General features: G+C 65.5%; 20 protein-coding genes. 10 read left to right on the top strand and 10 right to left on the bottom strand.

The window, feature by feature from the left end:
• The first annotated feature begins 52 nt into the window (after positions 1–52).
• Together metX and metW are read left to right on the top strand one after the other, a co-directional pair.
• Positions 53–1,168, top strand: coding sequence for a homoserine O-acetyltransferase MetX (metX, locus tag L6Q21_RS03250; RefSeq protein WP_418895794.1), 1,116 nt, complete (start codon positions 53–55; stop codon positions 1,166–1,168).
• A complete protein-coding gene (metW, locus tag L6Q21_RS03255; protein WP_237829079.1) occupies positions 1,165–1,791 on the top strand; it encodes a methionine biosynthesis protein MetW in 627 nt (208 codons plus the stop codon). Before metX ends, metW begins: the two co-directional genes overlap by 4 nt.
• Here metW and L6Q21_RS03260 read toward each other — a convergent pair.
• The 6 genes from L6Q21_RS03260 to L6Q21_RS03285 form a co-directional block, all read right to left on the bottom strand.
• Entirely contained in the window at positions 1,744–2,952 is a 1,209-nt protein-coding gene (locus L6Q21_RS03260) for an Nramp family divalent metal transporter (RefSeq protein WP_255696714.1), read from the bottom strand. The two genes, metW and L6Q21_RS03260, sit on opposite strands and share 48 nt — an antisense overlap.
• 121 nt (positions 2,953–3,073) lie before the next feature.
• Positions 3,074–3,439: a DUF3597 domain-containing protein gene (locus L6Q21_RS03265; RefSeq protein WP_237829081.1), complete on the bottom strand. Its 366-nt coding sequence runs from the start codon at positions 3,437–3,439 to the stop codon at positions 3,074–3,076.
• 115 nt (positions 3,440–3,554) lie between these two features.
• Positions 3,555–4,736 (bottom strand): vWA domain-containing protein, encoded by a 1,182-nt coding sequence (locus tag L6Q21_RS03270; RefSeq protein ID WP_237829082.1) that lies wholly within the window; start codon positions 4,734–4,736, stop codon positions 3,555–3,557.
• A 61-nt stretch (positions 4,737–4,797) separates the two neighbouring features.
• Positions 4,798–5,370: a hypothetical protein gene (locus tag L6Q21_RS03275; protein ID WP_237829083.1), complete on the bottom strand. Its 573-nt coding sequence runs from the start codon at positions 5,368–5,370 to the stop codon at positions 4,798–4,800.
• A gap of 109 nt (positions 5,371–5,479) precedes the next feature.
• Positions 5,480–5,701 (bottom strand): hypothetical protein, encoded by a 222-nt coding sequence (locus L6Q21_RS03280; protein ID WP_237829084.1) that lies wholly within the window; start codon positions 5,699–5,701, stop codon positions 5,480–5,482.
• A gap of 44 nt (positions 5,702–5,745) precedes the next feature.
• Positions 5,746–6,549: an MlaA family lipoprotein gene (locus L6Q21_RS03285; RefSeq protein ID WP_237829086.1), complete on the bottom strand. Its 804-nt coding sequence runs from the start codon at positions 6,547–6,549 to the stop codon at positions 5,746–5,748.
• A 134-nt stretch (positions 6,550–6,683) separates the two neighbouring features.
• On the opposite strand from L6Q21_RS03285, the gene L6Q21_RS03290 reads away from it, so the two are divergent.
• From L6Q21_RS03290 to metH, 4 genes are read left to right on the top strand one after another with little or no spacing between them, the layout of a single operon-like run.
• Complete coding sequence (locus L6Q21_RS03290; RefSeq protein WP_237829087.1) at positions 6,684–7,607, top strand: ArsR/SmtB family transcription factor; 924 nt, start codon at positions 6,684–6,686, stop codon at positions 7,605–7,607.
• The gene (metF, locus tag L6Q21_RS03295) at positions 7,607–8,515 is read left to right on the top strand and encodes a methylenetetrahydrofolate reductase (protein WP_237829088.1); all 909 of its coding nucleotides are present in this window, start codon (positions 7,607–7,609) and stop codon (positions 8,513–8,515) included. The genes L6Q21_RS03290 and metF overlap by 1 nt, the downstream gene beginning before the upstream one ends.
• Entirely contained in the window at positions 8,512–9,567 is a 1,056-nt protein-coding gene (locus L6Q21_RS03300; protein ID WP_237829089.1) for a homocysteine S-methyltransferase family protein, read from the top strand. Before metF ends, L6Q21_RS03300 begins: the two co-directional genes overlap by 4 nt.
• Entirely contained in the window at positions 9,564–12,167 is a 2,604-nt protein-coding gene (gene metH / locus L6Q21_RS03305; protein ID WP_237829090.1) for a methionine synthase, read from the top strand. Before L6Q21_RS03300 ends, metH begins: the two co-directional genes overlap by 4 nt.
• Positions 12,168–12,643: 476 nt before the next feature.
• On the opposite strand, the gene L6Q21_RS03310 is transcribed toward metH, so the two are convergent.
• Positions 12,644–13,270 (bottom strand): NUDIX hydrolase, encoded by a 627-nt coding sequence (locus L6Q21_RS03310; RefSeq protein ID WP_237829091.1) that lies wholly within the window; start codon positions 13,268–13,270, stop codon positions 12,644–12,646.
• Between the two features lie 404 nt (positions 13,271–13,674).
• Between L6Q21_RS03310 and L6Q21_RS03315 the strand changes: the two genes are divergently transcribed.
• Genes L6Q21_RS03315 through L6Q21_RS03325 form a run of 3 tightly spaced genes read left to right on the top strand, consistent with a single transcriptional unit; the run spans position 13,675 to position 15,450 of the window.
• Positions 13,675–14,286 (top strand): ribonuclease D, encoded by a 612-nt coding sequence (locus L6Q21_RS03315; RefSeq protein ID WP_237829092.1) that lies wholly within the window; start codon positions 13,675–13,677, stop codon positions 14,284–14,286.
• On the top strand, positions 14,279–14,920 hold the full coding sequence (gene lptC / locus L6Q21_RS03320) for an LPS export ABC transporter periplasmic protein LptC (RefSeq protein ID WP_237829093.1): 642 nt from the start codon (positions 14,279–14,281) through the stop codon (positions 14,918–14,920). The genes L6Q21_RS03315 and lptC overlap by 8 nt, the downstream gene beginning before the upstream one ends.
• Positions 14,917–15,450: an LptA/OstA family protein gene (locus L6Q21_RS03325; RefSeq protein ID WP_237829094.1), complete on the top strand. Its 534-nt coding sequence runs from the start codon at positions 14,917–14,919 to the stop codon at positions 15,448–15,450. Before lptC ends, L6Q21_RS03325 begins: the two co-directional genes overlap by 4 nt.
• A 150-nt stretch (positions 15,451–15,600) precedes the next feature.
• Here the strand turns inward: L6Q21_RS03325 and ubiG are convergent, their stop codons facing one another.
• The 3 genes from ubiG to L6Q21_RS03340 form a co-directional block, all read right to left on the bottom strand.
• Positions 15,601–16,383, bottom strand: coding sequence for a bifunctional 2-polyprenyl-6-hydroxyphenol methylase/3-demethylubiquinol 3-O-methyltransferase UbiG (ubiG, locus tag L6Q21_RS03330; protein ID WP_237829095.1), 783 nt, complete (start codon positions 16,381–16,383; stop codon positions 15,601–15,603).
• Positions 16,384–16,411: 28 nt separating this feature from the next.
• Positions 16,412–17,194 carry an arginyltransferase gene (locus L6Q21_RS03335; RefSeq protein ID WP_237829096.1) on the bottom strand — a complete coding sequence of 261 codons (783 nt, stop codon included), beginning with the start codon at positions 17,192–17,194 and terminating at the stop codon, positions 16,412–16,414.
• A 481-nt stretch (positions 17,195–17,675) separates the two neighbouring features.
• On the bottom strand, positions 17,676–18,914 hold the full coding sequence (locus tag L6Q21_RS03340; RefSeq protein ID WP_237829097.1) for a threonine ammonia-lyase: 1,239 nt from the start codon (positions 18,912–18,914) through the stop codon (positions 17,676–17,678).
• A gap of 160 nt (positions 18,915–19,074) precedes the next feature.
• On the opposite strand from L6Q21_RS03340, the gene L6Q21_RS03345 reads away from it, so the two are divergent.
• A complete protein-coding gene (locus L6Q21_RS03345; RefSeq protein ID WP_237829099.1) occupies positions 19,075–19,902 on the top strand; it encodes a lectin-like domain-containing protein in 828 nt (275 codons plus the stop codon).
• The last annotated feature ends 9 nt before the right edge of the window (positions 19,903–19,911 follow it).

Consider the following 19,911-nt stretch of genomic DNA (forward strand, 5'->3'; position numbering starts at 1 on the left):
CAAGTGCGCGGGGGCTTTGCCAGAGCCGCCCGGCGCTGCTAACGCGCGCATCGTGCCCCCTGCCATTCCCCATCATGTCGTGCACCTGCATCAGGATGTGCCGCTCGACAGCGGCCTGAAGCTGCCGGCGCCGGCGATCGCCTTCGAGGCGATCGGCGAACTGAATGCCGACCGCTCCAACGCCATCCTCATCTGCCATGCGCTGACCGGCGACCAATATGTGGCGACCGAACATCCGCAAACCGGCAAGCCCGGCTGGTGGAACCGCATGGTGGGGCCGGGCAAGCCGATAGACCCGGAACGGCATTTCATCATCTGCACCAACGTCATCGGCGGCTGCATGGGCAGCGAGGGGCCGGCAAGCCCGCACCCCGGCGACGGCGAGCCCTGGGGGCTGAGGTTCCCGGTGATCACCATCGCCGACATGGTGCGCGCGCAGGCGGCCCTGCTGGATCGGCTGGGCATTTCGAAGCTGCGCGCGGCCGTCGGCGGATCGATGGGCGGAATGCAGGTGCTGCAATGGGCGGCGAGCTTTCCCGGCAGGGTGGAGTCGGTGGTGGCGATCGCCACCGCCGCCCGCCACAGCGCGCAGAACATCGCCTTCCACGAAGTCGGGCGGCAGGCGATCATGGCCGACCCGAAATGGAAGGGCGGGGCCTATGAAGCCGGCGCCGGCCCGGCCAAGGGGCTGGCGGTGGCCCGCATGGCGGCGCACATCACCTATCTGTCCGAAGCGGGGCTGACCGAGAAGTTCGGCCGCAGATTGCAGCGGAAGGACGCGAAGAGCTTCGGCTTCGACGCGGATTTCCAGATCGAATCCTATCTGCGCCACCAGGGGATGAGCTTCGTCGACCGCTTCGACGCCAATTCCTACCTCTACATCACCCGCGCGCTCGACTATTTCGATCTGGCGGAAAGCCATGGCGGGCAACTGGCGGCGGCTTTCGCGGAAACCCGGGCGCGCTTCTGCGTGATCTCGTTCGACAGCGACTGGCTTTACCCCACCTCGGAATCGAAGCGCATCGTGCAGGCGCTGGTGGCCGCCGGCCGGCATGTCAGCTTCGTGGAATTGAAAAGCCCCTTCGGCCATGACGCCTTCCTGCTGGACACGCCGGGCCTCAACACGGTCGTCGACGGCTTCCTGCGGGCGGGGGAGGCCGGGCGGTGAACAGGCTTTCCATCCGCCTGCAGCAGGTCGCCTCGCAGGTCGAGCCGGGGGCCAGCGTGCTGGACGTCGGCTGCTCGGATGGGCGGCTGCTCGCCTATCTGCGCGATGCGAAGCAGGTGGACGGCCGGGGAATCGAAATCGACTCCCGGCGCGTGGCGGCCGCGGTGGCGCAGGGCCTGTCGGTGGTGCAGGGGGACGCCACGCGCGATCTGGCGGCCTTCCCCGACCAGTCGGTCGATTATGCGATCCTCTCGGAAACGCTGCAGGCGATGGACCGGCCGGCGCATGTGCTTTCCGAACTGGTGCGGATCGGGCGGCAGGCGATCGTCGCCTTTCCGAACTTCGGCTACTGGCGGGTGCGCGCCAGCCTGCTGCTGAAGGGGCGCATGCCGATGACGCGCACATTGCCGGTAAGCTGGCACGAAACGGAGAATATCCACTTCTGCACGATCGACGATTTCCGCATGCTGGCGGCGCAGATGGGGCTGAGGATCGAACGCGAAGCCTATCTGGACGAGGAAAGGCGAGTCAGGGTCTGGCCGAATCTCAGGGCCGACCATGCGATGTTCCTGCTTTCAGATCAGCGACCGGATCTGATCGGCGCAAAGCACCACGAACAATAGCGTGGCGGCAGCCAGCAGGCTGTTGGAAAACCAGCCGGAGCGCCATTCGGCCGGCGTGCGCGCCGAATTGAGCAGCCACATCAGCGTGATCGCCAGAAACGGCATGAAGAAAGCCCCGAAGGCGCCATAGGCGATGATGAGCGCGAAAGGCTGGCCGAGCAGCAGAAGCAGCATCGGCGGGAAGGTGAGCCACAGCAGATAGAAGCGGAAAGCGGGGCTGGTTTCCAGCTCCGCGCCAAGGCCTTCATCCTTTCCGGGGCGCAGGTTGCGGACGAAATCGGCGAACAGCATGGATACGCCGTGCCACACCCCCAGGATCGACGAGAAGGTGGTGGCGAAGAAGCCGATCAGGAAAAATGTCGCGACCGGCTTGCCGAAACGCTGCCGGAGCACATCGGCCAGATCGAGAAGGCCGCGGTCGCCGCTGGAAAGCGCGATTCCGGCGCTGTGCAGCAGTTCGGCGCCGACGATCAGCATGGCGACGACGAATATGCCGGTCGCGGTGTAGGCCACGCGATTGTCCAGCCGCATCATCGGGATCCAGGCCGGGCTGCGCCAGCCTTTGGCGTTCACCCAATAGCCATAGGCCGCCAGGGTGATGGTGCCGCCCACGCCGCCGATGAGGCCCAGCGTGTAGATGGCGGAGCCGGAGGGCAGGGTGGGGGCGAGTCCATTCAGCGCCGCGCCGAAATCGGGGGCGACGAGGATCGCCAGCCCGACGACGGTCAGGAACATGAGGGCGATGAAAAGCTTCATCACCATTTCGAAGATCGCATAGCGGTTGAAGAAGACGAAGGCCGCGCCTGCCATGCCGGAAAGCGCGCCCCAGGCCCAGAAGGGCAGCCGATCGGGAAACAGGGCGGCCAGAGGGAGGGCAGTCGCGCTCATGGCGGTGCCACCGTAAACGAAGCCCCAGAGCAGGATGTAGAGACCGAAATACCAGCTGGTCCAGCGGCCCAGGGAGCGCCAGCCTTCCAGCATCGTGGAGCCAGTGGCGAGATGGTAGCGTCCGGTCGCCTCGGCCAGGGCGATCTTCAGGATGCAGCCGATGACGGCGGCCCACAGCAGGGCGTAGCCGAAGCGCGCGCCGGCGATGAGGGTGGCGACGAGGTCGCCGGCGCCTACCCCCGTCACCGCAACGACGATTCCGGGGCCGATCAGCTTCCAGCGGGCGAGCCCGGTCGGCGGCGGAACGCCGGTGTCTTCAGATGGCTGCCGCGACTTCGGTTCCTTTGCGCCATAAAGGGTCGCGGGCGGTTTCCCGCCCGCGACAGCGGAAGGCTCAGACCGTGGCGGTGGCCAGCTTTTCCCAGACCTGCTTGTGCAGCCAGATGTTCATTTCGGCGCTGCCGTCGAGCGCGCCGGTGTAGCCCAGTTCCTGCGCCAGCTCCTTGCGGGCGGCGAGCGAGCTGTCCATGCCGACGAGCTTCATCAGGTCGACGATCGAGGTCTTGTAGTTGGACGGCTGGCCGCGCTTTTCCGCCATATAGGCCAGCGTCTTTTCCAGATCGACTGGCTGGGGCGGCGGCGGGGCGGCGGGCGTTGCCGCCGGCACCGGCGCAGGGGCAGGGGCAGGCGCCTGGGCTTGCAGTTCCTTGGCTTCGGCGCTGCCGAAAATCGCATTCTTGAGTGTCGAGAACAGCCCCATGTTCAACTCCTTCACTTTGGGATTGATAGCCGCCGGAGCATGGGCGAAATCGCCCGCAGCGGCAAGTTTGGCGCGGCCGGAAGTGGCGGGAATCCGCCCGGTCGGCGGGCTTTCTTCAGTGGCTTCGGGTCAACTGCCGCATCGCCCTGTCCAGCCCGTCCAGCGTCAGCGGGAACATGCGGCCTTCCATCAGCGTCTTCATCATCTGGATCGACTGGCTGTGCCCCCAATGCTGCTCGGGGATGGGGTTGATCCACACGGAGGAATGGTAAACCCCCGTCAGCCGCTTCATCCAGACTTCGCCGGCCTCCTCGTTCCAATGTTCCACGGAACCGCCGGCATAGTTGATCTCATAGGGGCTCATGGAGGCATCGCCCACGAAGATCAGCTTATAGTCGTGCGGATATTTGTGCAGGATGTCGAAGGTCGGCGTGCGTTCCGACCAGCGCCGCTTGTTGTCCTTCCAGAGCGCCTCATAGGGGCAGTTGTGGAAGTAGAAATATTCCAGATGCTTGAATTCGGATCGGGCGGCGGAGAAGAGCTCCTCCATCACCTTGATGTGCGGGTCCATGGAGCCGCCGACGTCCAGCATCAGCAGCAGCTTCACGGCGTTGTGTCGCTCGGGCCGCATCACGATATCCAGATAGGCCTTGCGCGCGGTGCCCTTGATGGTGGCGTCGAGGTCTAGCTCGTCGGCGGCGCCTTCGCGCGCGAACTTCCGCAGCCGGCGCAGCGCCACCTTGATGTTGCGCGTGCCGAGCTCGACGGTGGAATCGAGATTCCTGAAATCGCGCTTGTCCCAGACCTTCAGCGCCTTGCCGTGCCGGCCCTTTTCCTGGCCGATCCGCACGCCTTCCGGGTTGTAGCCCTGCGCCCCGAACGGCGATCGGCCCGCGGTGCCGATCCACTTGTTGCCGCCCTCGTGCCGGCCCTGCTGCTCTTCGAGACGCTTCTTCAGCGTCTCCATGATCTCTTCCCAACTGCCGAGCGACTGGATTTCCGCCATTTCCTCCGGCGTCAGATAGAGTTCCGCCAGCTTTTTCAGCCACTCTTCGGGTATTTCCGATTGTCCGGTTTCAATATCGCTTTCAATACCTTTGAAAACTTTCGAGAAAACCTGATCGAAACGGTCCAGAAGCCCCTCGTCCTTCACATAGATCGCGCGGGAGAGATAATAGAAATCCTCCATCCGCCTTTCGATCACGCCTTCCTGAAGCGCCTCCAGAAGCATCAGATGCTCCTTCAGCGAGGCGGGAATTCTGGCGGAGCGGAGTTCGTCGAGGAAGTGCAGGAACATATGTGAAGATTAGGGTGACGGGATCGTTCCGTCACCCGTCAAATTCGGCCGGCCCGAGCCCTTATTGCAGGCGCTGCGGCAGCGGACGGGCGGGGGCGGAGTCGGCAGGCGAATCGTCGCGGGATGTCGCGCTGCCCGCCGTGACGACGATCTTCGTCACATCGTCATCCTCGGAACGGGAAATGGCGATCAGCACCCCTTCGCTGGAATCGCCGCTTTCGCCGCCGGAACGGCCGAAAGTGCGCACGGCGCTGTCTTTCTCGTTCACGAACATCCCGGGCCTGACGCCGGCGCGCCGGGCCCGATCGTCATAGAAAGCCACGACCTTTTCCACCGGATCGGCCGTTTCCAGAACCCACACGCCGCCCGCCGCGCCGGCCCCATCGTTGTTCGCGACCTTGGTCTTGATGACAGCGCCGGGGTAGGCCGGGGCGAAAGCGGGCATTTCATCCGCGAGATCGAGGGATTCGCCTTCGTCGGCGACCGTGACGGACGTCCTGCCGCCACCCGTATGCACCGTCTTGCCGCCGCGCTCGACGGCAACGTCGGATTTCTCGGAACCGCAGGCCGCAACGAGGGCGCCAAGCGAAAGAATCAAGGCCGTCGAAAAGAGGGCGAGGGAACGGGAAAGCATGGAGTGCTCCTCACAATATCCGGCTGTTGCCAATATGGTCCCCTCGGGCAGGTTCATGGCCGAGAATGCCGCTGCGGGCAAGAGCATGTCCCTTGCCATGGCCTTGGCGTCAGCGCCGGGCTTTGGTTTCCGCTTCTTCCTGCTCCTTGTTCAACTCACCCACGCTTTGCGAGCGGGCGACCGGCGCCGCCGTGGCCGCTTCCGCTGCCTGCACATCGGCGACAGAGCGCTCCAGGCCATGCTGGACATCCCCGCCGGCCGTAGGCGCCTGCTGCTTGTCGCAGCCGGCCAGAGCCAGCAATGCCAGGGTGGCGAAGGGTAAAAGCTTCATCGTCACATCCTTTGACGGGCATGGGTGGCATTGGGAATGGGTGATCACTCGTCCGGGCCTGGCGACTGTTCGGCGGCGGGTTCCGCCGGCGGGGGCGGCAGGTCGTCCAGAAACTCGTCTTCGGGCTCGTCCGGCAGAACGCCGTCGAAAATCTGGTAACGCCGCAACTGCAACCAGGCGGAACGCGCGGTGGCATAAGGGTCCGCCGCGCCCACCAGCAGCTGCTCGCCCTGGTCGCGCAGGCTGGATCGCGTGTCCAGCACCCGGAAACCAAGGGCGATGTAGCGTTCCTCGCGCGAAAGCAGCCTGGTTTTCACGAGGTCGGCCGGGTCGAAGATGAAATCGACCAGGAATCCTATGCCGTCCCGCACCGTGTTCGGGCCCAGCAACGGCGTGAAGACATAAGGGCCGGAAGGCACCCCCCAGACGGCCATGGTCTGGCCGAAATCATGCTCTTCGGCCGGAAGCCCCATGTCGGTCGCATGGTCGGCGACTCCGAGGCCCAGCACGCCGTTCACCAATATCCGGTCCAGCGCCCGAAAGGCGCTTTTGCCCTTGCCCTGCAGCACGGCATTGGCGAGGTGGGTGGGTTCCTGCGCGTTGTTGTAGAAATTGCTGATGCCCCGTCGCGGCGCTTCGGGCACCACCGTGCGATAGCCTTCGGTGATCGGAACCAGAACATTCCGATCCACCTTCATGCTGAAACTGTAGATTCGGCGGTTCGTCGTTTCCCACGGATCGTCGACCGCCCGTTGGGTGATCGCCACCCGATCCAGTTTTTCGCCGCCATGGGCGCAGGCGCCAAGCGCAAGCAAGGCAAGCGGAAGCAGGAAACGGGCATCGGGCATGGCTTTCGCTAGGAGGAAGCCGCGCCCCGCACAAGCCCGGCCTGCGCCGGAAGCAGGGGCGTCCGTTGCCGAAACGGCAAGGCGGGCCTCTTCTGCGCTTGACCGGATATAAAGACATATTTAAGTCTTTCACCGTGACTGCCGCGCATGACATTTTTGCCGCTCTGGCCGACCCGACACGGGTGAAGATCCTGCTTCTGGTGCGGGATCTGCAACTGTCGATCGGCGAACTGGCGGATTTGCTGGACCAAAGCCAGCCCCGCGTGTCGCGCCATGTGCGCATATTGGCGGAAGCCGGCCTCGTCCGCCGGCAGAAGGAAGGCGCCTGGGTCTTCGTCGGGCTTGGCGAGGCGGCGCTGGCGGCGGATCTCGCGGATCTGGCGGTGCGGGCGCAGCCGGGCGCCGACCCGATCGCCGCCGAACGGGCAAGGCTGGGCCAGGTTCGGAGCGAGCGGCAGCGGGTCGTCGATGAATGGTTCGAGGCGAATGCCGGCGAATGGGATCTGCTTCGCCGCATGGGCGGGCAGGACGAGGCGGTGGAGGCCACGCTTCTGGAGTCCGCTTCCAGCCCGGCGATAGGCCGGCTGCTGGATATCGGCACCGGCACCGGCCGCCTGCTGGAGCTGCTGGCGCCGCTTGCCGACGGGGCGACTGGAGTCGACCGCTCGCCTGAAATGCTGCGTCTGGCGCGTGGCAAGCTGGCCGCGGCCGGCAACCAGTCGGCCGACCTGAAGCAGGCCGACATGCGCAGCCTGCCGTTCGAGGATGCAAGCTTCGACACGGTGACGATGCAGCAGGTGCTGCATTTCGCCGACGATCCGGCGCCGGTTCTGGCCGAGGCGGCGCGGGTGCTGGCGCCGGGTGGCAAGATTCTCGTCGCCGACTATGCCGCGCATGGCCATGAGGAATTGCGCGCCCGCTATCACCATGCCCGCCTGGGCTTCGAGGAGGAAGGGCTGCTCTCGCTGCTGGCGGGCGCCGGGCTGCGGCCCCGGCTGGTCGCCCGGCATGCCGGGCCCGAACTCTCCGTGCTGCTCTGGGAAGGGCGAAAGGACTGATGGCTTCCAATTCCGAAATGCTGGCGCGCGCCGCCGATGCCTCGCTGTTCGCGGACCTGCCCGGCGACATCGAGATCAGCTTCGAATTCTTCCCGCCGAAGACGGAGAAGATGGCGCAGACGCTGTGGAATTCGGTCGAGACGCTGGCGCCGCTGAAGCCGCGTTTCGTGTCCGTCACCTATGGCGCGGGCGGTTCGACCCGAGAACGCACGCATGCGACCGTTTCGCGCATCGTTTCGGAAACCGCCATCCCGGCCGCCGCGCACCTGACCTGCGTGAACGCCGGCCGGCCCGAGATCGACGAGGTGCTGGACCAATATTGGAATGCCGGCGTTCGCCATATCGTGGCGCTGCGCGGCGACCCGCCCGGCGGTGAAAGCCGCTTCACCGCAAGGGCCGACGGCTATGCCGATGCCGCCGAACTGGTGGCGGGGGTGTGCGCGCGGCATCCGTTCGAGGTCTCGGTCGGCGCCTATCCGGAAGTGCATCCGGAGGCGGTTTCTCCGGCTTCCGACCTCGAGCATCTGAAGCGCAAGATCGACGCGGGCGCCAGCCGGGCGATTACGCAATTCTTCTTCCAGCCGGACACCTTCCTGCGCTTTCGCGACGAGGCCGCAGCGGCCGGCATATCGGCGGAGATCGTGCCGGGGATATTGCCGGTCGCGAATTTCGCCGCCGCGCAGCGCATGTGCGCGCCCTGCAATGTGGCCATCCCCGGGTGGATGGGACGGCTGTTCGAAGGGCTGGACGACAAGCCGGACGCGCGCCAGCTCGTCGCCGCCACCGTCGCGGCGGAAATGGTGCGCAGGCTTTACGCCGGCGGCGTCCGGCATTTCCACTTCTACACCTTGAACCGGGCAGAATTGACCTACGCCATCTGCCATATGCTGGGGGTCCGCCCGCAATGATCGCTCCTTCGGCGGCCGAAGCCGCCTTCCGCGAGGCGGCCGCCTCGCGCATTCTCGTGAAGGACGGGCCTTATGGCACCGCCATCCAGAAGCTGGCGCTGACGGAGGCCGATTATCGCGGCAGCTTCGATCTGGGCCACGACCAGAAGGGCAACAACGACATATTGAACCTGACCCTGCCGGGCGCCATCGCCGGCATCGGGCGCAGCTATATCGAGGCCGGGGCCGACCTGCTGGCCACCAACAGCTTCAACGCCAATGCCATCAGCCAGGCCGATTACGGCGCCGAGGGGCTGGTGCGGGAAATCAACCTGGCCGCCGCGCGCATCCTGCGGACGGAGATCGACGCCGCCGTGGCGCAGGACGGCGTGCCGCGTTTCCTGGCCGGCGCGCTTGGCCCCACCAACAAGACGCTGTCCCTGAGCCCGCGCGTGGAAGACCCGGGCTTTCGCGAGGTGGATTTCGACGGTGTGAAGGCCGTCTACCGCGAGCAGATCGACGCGCTGCTGGACGGCGGCGTGGACTTCATCCTGATCGAAACCGTGTTCGACACGCTGAACGCCAAGGCCGCCGCCTTTGCCGCCATGGAAGCGGAGGAAGACCGGCAGAAGCGCGTGCCCATAATGCTGTCGATGACGCTGACCGATCTTGCCGGGCGAAACCTGTCCGGACAGACAGTGGAGGCCTTCTGGATTTCGGTGAAACATACGCGGCCGCTGACCATCGGCCTCAATTGCAGCTTCGGTGCGACCGAGCTTCGCCCGCATGTGCAGCAGCTTGCGGCGCAGGCGGATGCGCTGCTGATGGTCTATCCCAACGCCGGCCTCCCCAATGCCTTCGGCGGCTATGACGAACTGCCGCAGACGACGGGCGGGCTCATCCGCCAATGGGCGGAGGCCGGGCTGATCAACGCCGTCGGCGGCTGCTGCGGCACCACGCCCGCGCATATCGCCGAGATCGCGAAGGCGGTGGAGGGATTGCCGCCGCGCCCGCTGCCGCATCCCGAATCCGCGCTGCGCCTGTCCGGCCTGGAGGCGGCCATCTTCGCATGAGTTCCACCCGTTTCATCAACATCGGCGAGCGCACCAACGTCACCGGCTCGGCGCGCTTTCGCAAGCTGATCGTCGCCGGCGACTATGCGACGGCGCTGGAAGTCGCGCGCGAGCAGGTGGCGAGCGGCGCGCAGATCATCGACGTGAACATGGACGAGGGGCTGCTGGACAGCAAGCTCGCCATGGAAACCTTCCTGAAGCTGCTGGCGGCGGAGCCGGACATCGCCCGTGTGCCGCTGATGATCGACAGTTCCAAATGGACGGTGATCGAGGCCGGGCTGAAATGCGTGGCCGGAAAGGCGATCGTCAACTCCATCAGCCTGAAGGAAGGGGAAGAGCAGTTCCTCGAACAGGCGCGGAGCATCCGCCGCTATGGCGCGGCGGCGGTGGTGATGGCCTTCGACGAGACGGGGCAGGCCGACACGGCCGCGCGCAAGCTGGAAATCTGCGCCCGCGCCTACGACCTTCTGGTCGCCGACGGCTTCGACCCGTCCGACATCATCTTCGACCCCAACGTCTTCGCGGTGGCGACGGGAATCGAGGAGCATGACCGCTACGCGCTGGACTTCATCGAGGCCTGCCGCGCCATCAAGGCGCGCTGCCCCGGCGCGCGCATTTCCGGTGGCCTCTCCAACTTGAGCTTCGCTTTCCGCGGCAACGAGACCGTGCGCCGCGCGATGCACTCGGTGTTCCTCTATCATGCGATCCCGGCCGGGTTCGACATGGCGATCGTCAACGCCGGGCAACTGGATGTGTATGACCAGCTCGACCCGGAACTGCGCGAGGCGGCGGAGGATGTGATCCTCGCCCGCCGGCCGGATGCGACGGATCGGCTGATATCGCTGGCATCGCGTTTCAGCAATCAGGTTCAATCAACTGAAAAACAAACGGAAGAATGGCGATCTTTTCCGGTCGAGAAACGCCTTGCCCATGCGCTTGTGAACGGCCTCGACGCCCATGTCGTGGCCGATACCGAGGAGGCGCGCCTGCGCGCCGCGCGGCCGATCGAGGTGATCGAAGGGCCGCTGATGGACGGGATGAACGTCGTCGGCGACCTGTTCGCCAGCGGCAAGATGTTCCTGCCGCAGGTGGTGAAATCGGCGCGGGTGATGAAGAAGGCGGTCGCGCATCTGGTTCCTTTCATCGAGGATGAGAAGGAGGAAGGCGCCGCCCCAAAGGCGCGGATCGTGATGGCGACCGTGAAGGGCGATGTGCACGATATCGGCAAGAATATCGTCGGCGTCGTGTTGCAGTGCAACAATTTCGAAGTGATCGACCTGGGCGTGATGGTGCCTTGGCCGAAGATATTGGAGACGGCGAAGGCGGAAAAGGCCGACATGATCGGGCTCTCCGGCCTCATCACCCCTTCGCTCGACGAGATGGTGACGGTCGCCGCCGAGATGGAGCGGGCGGAGTTCCGCATGCCGCTGCTGATCGGCGGGGCCACCACGTCGAAAGTGCATACGGCGATCCGGATCGCCCCAGCCTATTCCGGCCCCACCATCCATGTGCTGGATGCAAGCCGCGCCGTGGGCGTGGTCTCCAACCTGATGTCCGACACGCTGGCCGAGGCTTTCGTGGCCGATGTGGCGGAGGATTATGCCGGAATCCGCAGCAAGCGGCAGGGCGGGCAATCCGCGCTCGCGCCGCTGGCGGACGCGCGGGCGAACGGCGTGGCGATCGACTTCGCGGCGGAGCCGCCCGTGGTTCCGGCAGGGGTTGGGGAATGGGTGATCGACGACTGGCCTCTTGGCGACCTGATCCCCTTCATCGATTGGACGCCTTTCTTCCGCGCCTGGGAACTGCACGGGAATTTCCCGCAGATCCTGGAAGACAAGGTGGTCGGCGATGCCGCGCGCACGCTTTGGCACGACGCGCAGGCGATGCTGGAAAAACTGGTGGCGGAGAAATGGCTGACGGCGAAAGCGGTCGCCGCGATCTGGCCGGTCCGCCGGGAAGGCGACGACATATTGGTGTTCGCCGACGAAAGCCGCACGACGCCGATCGCGCGCTTGCCCATGCTGCGCCAGCAGGTGGCCAAGCGCGAGGGCAGGGCCAACGACTGCCTCGCCGACTTCGTGTCGCCGCACAAGGACTGGATCGGCGGCTTCGCCGTGACCGCCGGCCATGGAATCGAAGCGAAGCTAGCCGAGTTCAAGGCGGCACACGACGATTTCTCCGACATCCTGCTGAAGGCCCTGGCGGATCGCTTCGCCGAAGCGGCGGCCGAAGCGCTGCACTTCCGGCTCAGGACCGAATATTGGGGCTATGAAGCCCAGGCCGAGCCGGACTTTCCGGCCCTTATTCGCGAGCGATATCAGGGCATTCGCCCGGCACCCGGCTATCCGGCCTGCCCGGATCACAGCCTGAAACCGTTGTTGTTCGATTTGCTGGGTGCGACCCAAAGGACAGGCATTTCCCTGACCGAAAGCTTCGCCATGTATCCGACGGCTGCGGTCTCGGGCTTTTACTTCGCCCACCCGCAAAGCCATTATTTCGGCGTGGCGCGGATCGGGGAAGACCAGTTGGCGGATTATGCGCAGAGAAGGGGCGTCACCCTCGACCAGGCGCGCCAGTGGCTGCGCCCCAATCTCGACTGACGCCCTCGAGTTTCAGCTCGGTCGCTCAATTTTTCATGCTTTCCCGGCCGGCTGATTCAGCCGGCCGGGGCGCATGCCTCAACCCGGCAGGCGGGGGGTTTCGGGCTTGGGGTTGCCGGATTCGTCCGTTTTCGAACTCTCATCGGGCGACGGCTGTTCTCCCGAGGTGGGAGGCGGGCTGCCCGGAGTCGGAGCCTCGCCCGGCTGGGGCTGCGGCGTGGGTTCCGGGGGGGTCTGTTGGCTGAATGCGGGCGCAGCGAGCAGCAGGCCGGCTCCGGCCGCAAGGCCAGTCCAGGTGATTTTCATGTCTACATCCAATCTTTTACAAGCGGTCCCTCATATACCGCTGAAGCCTATATTGGGATTAATTTCCGCTCTGTCGCCCCTTTGTCGATGATCCGGGCAAAGTTGGAGGCGAATGAAGCCGGCTGTCGACGAACCGAATGGACTTGGCCGACCAGCCGTTGCCGAATAGACTACAGGGCTGATTCGGGATTGTTCCTTGTCCAGCGCCAGAAGGGACGGGCGGCATGTCCACCTTCAAGGCGGGTCTCGACCACATCCAGGACTGCGCGCGTGACATTGGGCAGATCGAGGTCGCGGCATTCGCCGAGCGTGAACCAGGCCACTTCGCCCAGTTCGCGGCTGTCCTGCGGTTCCAGCGATTGCAGTCGTTCGGCGTCCGCCATCAGGAAGCGGGCGTCGAACCGCTTGTGGCGGGCGGGCGGGGTGATGGCGCGGGCGATATAGGAAAGCGCCCCCAGATCCGCTTCCAGCCGGCCGACGTCTCCGCGGCCGATGACGAGGCCCGTTTCCTCGAAAGTCTCTCTTACCGCCGTCCGCGCCAGCGCCCGGGCAAGCCTGCCGCCGTCCTGCCGTTGCAGCCGGGCACTGGCCGCCAGATCGGCGGCGACCTCCGGCTGCAGGTCGGTGAGGAGCGGTCCGCGATAATCGGCCCTGTCGATGCGCCCGCCTGGAAAGACCCACTTGCCGGGCATGAAGTCATGCCCGCCGGAGCGGCGCCCCATCAGAATGCGCGGCGCGGCAGCGTCGCGGCGCACCAGCACCAGGGTAGCGGCATCGCGAGGTCGAACGATCGTCATGGCAGGTGAACTAGGCCGAACCGGCGGCAAGGCCAAGCTGCGGCATTCGTCGAAAGTATGCGGCCTTTTCCAGTTCAGGAGAAAACTGCGTAGCTTGAAATCGTTAACGACATAATCTGAGTTTCCTTACGAGCTGCCTGCCAGCCTTTCTAAGAATCATTGACAAGAATGGCGCTGTGGATAACTCTGCACCTTCGCAAATCAGGGGTCTCCAACATGGCAGTCAGGCGTTCTTCGCCTCGAACCTGGCAGATCTGGGTGGCGCTTCTATCGGGAATCGCCACCGGCTACGCATTGTGGTTTGGCGCATTCCTGCTGTTCGGCTAGAATTCGCGATCGGCTCACGCTGGCCGGCAGCACAAGTCATTGCCGGGCGTTTCTGAAACGCTTAAGGCCACACGGTCATGACAATCCACTTCCACGAGAATGATCTGCCGGGCGATGTGTTCGTGCCCGGTCCCATCGCTGTCGATACCGAAACCATGGGGTTGAACCCCCTGCGCGACCGGCTTTGCCTGATCCAGCTTTCGGATGGCGAGGGCGATGAGCATCTGGTGCGTTTCTCAGGCGACTACAGCGCCCCCAATCTTCGCCGCATCCTGGCCGATCCGGCCCGGCTGAAGCTCTATCACTTCGCCCGCTTCGATCTGGCGGTGATCCGCCACTATCTGCAGGTGGTGGCCGCGCCCGTCTATTGCACCAAGACCGCCAGCCGGATGATCCGCACCTACACCGATCGCCACGGGCTGAAGGATCTCGTGCGGGAGCTTCTGGGCGCCGAAATCTCCAAGCAGCAGCAGTCGAGCGACTGGGGCGCGGCGACCTTGACCGACGCGCAGAAGGATTATGCCGCATCGGATGTGCGCTATCTTCACCGGATGATGCCGATCCTGAACGAGCGGCTGGAGCGGGAAGGGCGGACGGAGCTGGCGAAAGCCTGCTTCGACTTCCTGCCCTGGCGCGCCGAGCTCGATCTTCAGGGCTGGCCCGAGATCGACATCTTCGCCCATGTCTGAGCGCGCCGATCGCGAGCGCGAGGCACGCCGGCGGTCGATGCTGCCCGGCGGCCCGCGCGATGCGTTCGTTGCTGTGGCGAAATGGGGTTTTCCCGTTGCGTCCACCATCCTGTTCGCGATCCTGGTGGTGCTGCCGCTTTCGGCAACGCAGGAGTTCAGCTTCCTCCTTTCCAAGGACAGCGCCGCCCACGCCGGGGAGAGGATGCGAATGCAGGAGGCCACCTATCGCGGCGAGACGGCCAAGGGCGAATCCTTCGAGATCGTCGCGCAATCGGGCGTGCAGAAAACCAGCGCCGTGCCCGTCGTGGTGATGACCGGCCTTTCCGCCAGGCTGGACCAGCAGCAGGGGCCGGCCATCGTGACCGCGCCATCCGGCGAGTTCTTCATCGACCAGAACCGCCTGCTGGTGAACGGCCCGGTCGAGGCGCGCTCCGCAAGCGGCTACAGCCTGGACGGCCATGCCATCCAGGTGGACATGAACAGCAACCGCGTCTCGACGCAAGAGCCGGTTTCCGGCACCCTTCCCATGGGCAAGTTCCAGGCCAACGCCTTCGCCGCGGACATGGAAGGGCGCACCGTCAGCATGACGGGCGGCGTCAAACTCAGAATCACCCCGAACCGGACCGCTCGATGACCAGATTCTCCCCCAAGGCCGCTCTTCTCGTCCTGCTGGCGCTGGGCGCCGCGCCCGTTTCCGCGCAAGGCCTGACCAGTTCCGCGTTGAAGGGGCTGGACAGCCGCGCGCCGATCGATGTCGATGCCGACCGGATCGACGTGCTGGACCAGCAGAATCAGGCGATCTTCGCCGGCAACGTCCGGGTGCGGCAAAGCAATCTGACGCTGGAGGCGGACCGGATCAAGGTCGCCTACAGCCGCCCTGCGAAGGGCGATCCGGTCATCCAGCGGCTGGACGCCGACGGCAATGTGCGGCTTGCCACGCCCAGCGAACGCGCGACGGCGCGGTTCGGCATCTACGATGTGGAGAAGCGAATCCTGACGCTGATCGGCAATGTGGTGCTGACACAGGGCACCACCAAGGTGCAGGGCAATCGGCTGACGATCGATCTGGCGACGGGCCGCTCCACCATCGATGGCCGCAGTTCGACCGGGCAGCCGGGCAGCCGGGTGACAGGCCGCTTCGCGGTGCCGGATCGCAATAAGTAAGAGAGGGGTTTCCCGCCGCGCGGGGCGCCTGGGTTGGGGATGCGCATTCCCCCTTCGTCATCCCGGGCTTGACCCGGGATCCCGCTTCTTTCCCACGCCGCCGGAAAGCCGGACCCCGGGTCAAGCCCGGGGTGACGGGCAATATGCCAATTATTTCTGTGGGTTCTCAGCCTGGATACGGGTCGCCTTGCCGATGTAGTTGATGCTCGTGTCGGCGGAGATATGGAACCCGCGCGCGGGCGACCAGCTCAAGCCCCGCACATCCTCCACCCGCAATCCGGCTTCCGCCAGCTTTTGCGTCAGTTCGTCGGGAGTCACGAACTGTTTCCACTCATGGCCGCCATCGGGGATCAGCCTCAGCAACCGCTCGGCTCCGGCGATCAGCACGGCCCAGCTCTGGGGCGTGCGGTTCGGAGTGGAGAAAAGCAGCAGCCCTCCCGGCTTCAGCAGCGCCGATATTGCGGAAATAAATGACTTTGTATCAGTGACATGTTCAATAACTTCAAGACAGGTTATGAAGTCGAGCCGGCCAGCGTTATAGGCGGCGAATTCCAGAAGCTCCGTGCAATGGTAGGGGATGGCCAACCGTTGCGCCGCCGCATGGGCGCGCGCCACGGCGATCACCTCTTCGCCCGCGTCCAGCCCTTCGACATTTGCCCCCATGCGGGCCAGCGGCTCCGCCACCAGCCCGGCGCCGCAACCGATGTCCAGCGCGGTCAGACCTTCGAGCGCCCGACGCTTTCGGGGATCGCGGGCGAAATGCGCGATCGCAGCTTCACGGATATAGCCCAGCCGCGCCGGGTTGATCCGGTGCAGCAGTTTCGAGGCGCCTTCGGGATCCCACCAGTCCTCGGCGAGCGTTCCGAACAGCGCGACATTGCCGCTGTCCTGCGTGGCCCTGGCGGAATCCTGAAGGGAAGGGGGGCTGGTCATGGGAAGCGGAATAGCGCTTGCCGGCGTCTCAGTCGATGGTGGCGAACTGCCGCTGCCCCCCCGATTGCGGCGCGGGTGCAGGCATCAGCCGCCAGCCCTGGGAAGTGAGCATCTCCAACGGGCTGAAGCGGCGCTTGTAATCCATCCGAGGCGAGCCCTTCACCCAATAGCCGAGATAGACATACCGCAGCCCCACCTCGGCGGCGCGCTGCACATGATCCAGGATCATGTAGGTGCCAAGGCCAGGGCGCGCGTCCGTCCCGGTTTCATAGAAGCTGTAGACCATGGACAGGCCGTCGGACTGCTTGTCGGTCAGGCAGGCGCCCACCAGCTTGCCGGGGCGCCCGTCCACGCCGGGCTCGCGATATTCGACGACGACGGTGTTCACCGGCGACGTCTCGATCATTTCCGCGAAATCGTAGCCGTCCATGCTGGCCATGCCGCCATGCGGATGGCGCGCTTTCAGATAGCGGCGGAGCAAGTCGAACTGCTCCTCGGTCGCCCAGGGATCGCAAGCGGCCACGTCGAGATCGGCGTTGCGCCGGATCAGCCGCTTGTGGGACTGGCTCGGCTGGTAATGGCTGGCGATGATCCGCACCGAAACGCAGGCCGTGCAGCCATCGCAACTCGGGCGATAGACCACATTCTGGCTTCGCCGGAAGCCGATGCGGCCGAGCCCCTCGCTCATCCGCTGCGCGTCCGGCCCACGCAATTCGGCGAACACCTTCCGCTCGATGCGGCCGGGCAGATAGGGGCACGGGCTCTCGGCCGTGACGAAGAAGCGGGGAAATCGAGTCGGCTGCTCGGTCATGCCGGCAACGCCCTCAGCCGAAGGGTCACAGGCAGGTTTTGCCCATGGGCTTGCCCATGCGGGAAACGGCAATGCGGCAAAGCGATATTCCGCAGCGGTTGAGCCCTCACGTCCACCTCACGACCTTGCGCCCCGGCTCCGCCAGGGAGCGCGCGGCAATTCTGCACAAGTCATGAGGGGTGCGCAACGCCGGACTCGAGTATGTTGCCGGCCCATCGATGTTAATGCGCCATAGCCGCCAACATCGCGAACCTCCGGGCTGCCCTTGCAAGAGCAGCTCCGGTGCCTGCGCAGGCCACCTTCCGACGGGCGCCTGAACCATATCGACGCCAGTGGCAAGGCCCGTTGGAGCAAAGGCCAGCTGGCAAATCCGATTTGCAACACGACCGCCTCCGCCGTGCGACCGGGCGGTTCTACGCCGGCGAAGGCCCGCTAGCCAATGCCCCCACAGGGCGAATGCAACCGAAGTGGCGGCAACTGTTCAGTCCAGTTCCACCCGGTTCACATCATAGCCGGCGCCGCGCAGGGCTTCGATCAGCCGGGCCAGATGGTCGTCGCCGCGGGTTTCGCACTCGATCTCGGTCACCAGCCCCTTGGCGGGCAGGTTGGTGAAGATGCGCTGGTGCGACACTTCCAGGATGTTCACCTGCTGCTGGTCGAACACCCGCGCCACACCGTAAAGCTGCCCCGGCCGGTCCTTCAGGCGAATGCGCAGGCGCGCAAGCCGGCCCGCGCGCACCAGATCGCGCAACAGCACATTGGCCAGCAGCCGCGTGTCGATATTGCCGCCGGCCAGCACCAGCCCGACATTGCGGCCCCGGAACCGGCGCCCATGGGCCAGCAGCGCCGCGAGGCCGGCGGCGCCGGCCCCTTCCACAACGGTCTTCTCGATCGCCAGCAACATGGAAACGGCGCGTTCCAGATCGCGCTCCGCGACCAGCAGGATTTCGGACACCAGCGCCCGCACCACCGGCACGGTGTTGGAGCCGGGGAATTTGACGGCGATCCCCTCGGCCAGCGTGTCGCCGTCGGCCACGATGGGCTCGCCGGCGACCGTCGCCTTCATCGACGGGTAGAGCTCCGCCTGAACGCCGACGATGTCGAGATCGGGCTTCATCGCCTTGCCGATGGTGGCGCAGCCGGAAATCAATCCGCCGCCGCCGATCGGCACCACCAGCGTGTCGATCTCCGGCGCATCCTCCAGCATCTCCAGCGCGGCCGTGCCCTGGCCGGCCATCACCAGCGGGTCGTCGAACGGGTGGATGAACACCAGCCCGCGCTTCCGCGCGATCTCGTGCGCATGGTCGGAGGCTTCCTCCAGCTTCTCGCCGTAGAGCACCACTTCCGCGTCATGGCTTTCCGTCTGCTGCACCTTCACCACGGGGGTGAAGCGCGGCATCACGATGGTGGCTGGAATTCCCAGCCGGCGCGCATGGAAGGCCAGCCCCTGGGCGTGATTGCCGGCCGACATGGCGATCACACCGCGTTTGCGCTCTTCCTCCGTCAACGCCAGCAGGCGGTTGAGCGCGCCACGCTCTTTATAGGCGGCGGTGAACTGCAGATTTTCGAACTTCAGGAACACGCGGGCGCCGGTCAACTGCCCGAGCGTCCGGGATTCGAGCGTGGGGGTGCGAATCACCTGCCCCTTGATGCGCATCGACGCGGCCCGCACATCCTCGGCGGCGATAGCCAGCGGTTGCGACGGGGCAGGAGCGTTCATCGGCAAATTCCTTTCAGTGTGGAAGCGCTTATCTCCGGCGTCGGGGAACCGCAATACAGCGGGCGCCATGCCGCGGGGCTGCTTGTAGGGGATCGGGAAAAGCGTGTATGAGCAAGCTGTCGGCAGCGGCCGACGGGGCATATACACAGGGGAACTCAACATGCGTGTTGCTATCATCGCGCTGGCAGCCATTTCGGCCACGCCGGCGTCGGCGCTTTCGCTTGTCTACAATGATTTTTCCAACACCAGCGGCCTGTCGCTGAACGGCCAGTCCTCGACCGCCGTCGACGCCGCCGGCCGCGACGTGCTGCGTGTCACGCGCTCCGCCTACAACCAGAGCGGTTCGGTCTTCTCGACCACGCCGGTGACGCTGGGCGCCGACGTTTCGTTCAGCACCCGCTTCACCTTCAACTTCAACACGCCCCTGGGCGGCGGCGCCGACGGGCTGGTGTTCGTCGTGCAGACGAACAGCAACGACGTGGGCGGTTACGGCGGCGGAATCGGCTACCAGGGCGTGCCCAACAGCGTCGGCATCGAGTTTGACACCTGGGACAACGGCCAGGGCTGGGGCGACCCGGATGCCAACCACGTCGGCATCGACCTGAACGGCAACATCTCCTCCGTGAAGGTCATCACCTCGCCGTTCACGCTGGACGAGGGCGGCGACCTGACCGCCTGGGTCGACTATAATGGCGCCACCAAGCTCCTCGAAGTGCGGCTGGCCAACAGCCTCACCCGCCCGGCCGAAGCGCTGCTGAGCTACAGCGTCGACCTCGTCTCGGTGCTTGGCACCCCGGACGCCTTCGTCGGCTTCACCTCGGGCACCGGTTCGGCGGCCGCCAACCATGACGTGATCAGCTGGATCTTCAACGACGACTACAAGCCCATCGTCGGCGGCGTGCCCGAGCCCGCCACCTGGGCGATGCTGATCGCCGGCTTCGGCCTGGTGGGCGCCGCCGCCCGCCGCCGCCGCGCGCTTTCGGCCTGATCTTCCGGA

It is taken from the genome of Sandaracinobacteroides sayramensis (assembly GCF_022014495.1).
GTDB classification, from domain to species: domain Bacteria; phylum Pseudomonadota; class Alphaproteobacteria; order Sphingomonadales; family Sphingomonadaceae; genus Sandaracinobacteroides; species Sandaracinobacteroides sayramense.

What these genes read in the sequence shown, in the direction of transcription:
- L6Q21_RS03265 (WP_237829081.1), bottom strand. Translation starts at nt 3,439, where the DNA reads ATGGGGCTGTTCTCGACACTCAAGAATGCGATTTTCGGCAGCGCCGAA.
- L6Q21_RS03270 (WP_237829082.1), bottom strand. Translation starts at nt 4,736, where the DNA reads ATGTTCCTGCACTTCCTCGACGAACTCCGCTCCGCCAGAATTCCCGCC.
- L6Q21_RS03275 (WP_237829083.1), bottom strand. Translation starts at nt 5,370, where the DNA reads ATGCTTTCCCGTTCCCTCGCCCTCTTTTCGACGGCCTTGATTCTTTCG.
- L6Q21_RS03280 (WP_237829084.1), bottom strand. Translation starts at nt 5,701, where the DNA reads ATGAAGCTTTTACCCTTCGCCACCCTGGCATTGCTGGCTCTGGCCGGC.
- L6Q21_RS03285 (WP_237829086.1), bottom strand. Translation starts at nt 6,549, where the DNA reads ATGCCCGATGCCCGTTTCCTGCTTCCGCTTGCCTTGCTTGCGCTTGGC.
- metF (WP_237829088.1), top strand. Translation starts at nt 7,607, where the DNA reads ATGGCTTCCAATTCCGAAATGCTGGCGCGCGCCGCCGATGCCTCGCTG.
- L6Q21_RS03300 (WP_237829089.1), top strand. Translation starts at nt 8,512, where the DNA reads ATGATCGCTCCTTCGGCGGCCGAAGCCGCCTTCCGCGAGGCGGCCGCC.
- metH (WP_237829090.1), top strand. Translation starts at nt 9,564, where the DNA reads ATGAGTTCCACCCGTTTCATCAACATCGGCGAGCGCACCAACGTCACC.
- L6Q21_RS03310 (WP_237829091.1), bottom strand. Translation starts at nt 13,270, where the DNA reads ATGACGATCGTTCGACCTCGCGATGCCGCTACCCTGGTGCTGGTGCGC.
- L6Q21_RS03315 (WP_237829092.1), top strand. Translation starts at nt 13,675, where the DNA reads ATGACAATCCACTTCCACGAGAATGATCTGCCGGGCGATGTGTTCGTG.
- lptC (WP_237829093.1), top strand. Translation starts at nt 14,279, where the DNA reads ATGTCTGAGCGCGCCGATCGCGAGCGCGAGGCACGCCGGCGGTCGATG.
- L6Q21_RS03325 (WP_237829094.1), top strand. Translation starts at nt 14,917, where the DNA reads ATGACCAGATTCTCCCCCAAGGCCGCTCTTCTCGTCCTGCTGGCGCTG.
- ubiG (WP_237829095.1), bottom strand. Translation starts at nt 16,383, where the DNA reads ATGACCAGCCCCCCTTCCCTTCAGGATTCCGCCAGGGCCACGCAGGAC.
- L6Q21_RS03335 (WP_237829096.1), bottom strand. Translation starts at nt 17,194, where the DNA reads ATGACCGAGCAGCCGACTCGATTTCCCCGCTTCTTCGTCACGGCCGAG.
- L6Q21_RS03340 (WP_237829097.1), bottom strand. Translation starts at nt 18,914, where the DNA reads ATGAACGCTCCTGCCCCGTCGCAACCGCTGGCTATCGCCGCCGAGGAT.
- L6Q21_RS03345 (WP_237829099.1), top strand. Translation starts at nt 19,075, where the DNA reads ATGCGTGTTGCTATCATCGCGCTGGCAGCCATTTCGGCCACGCCGGCG.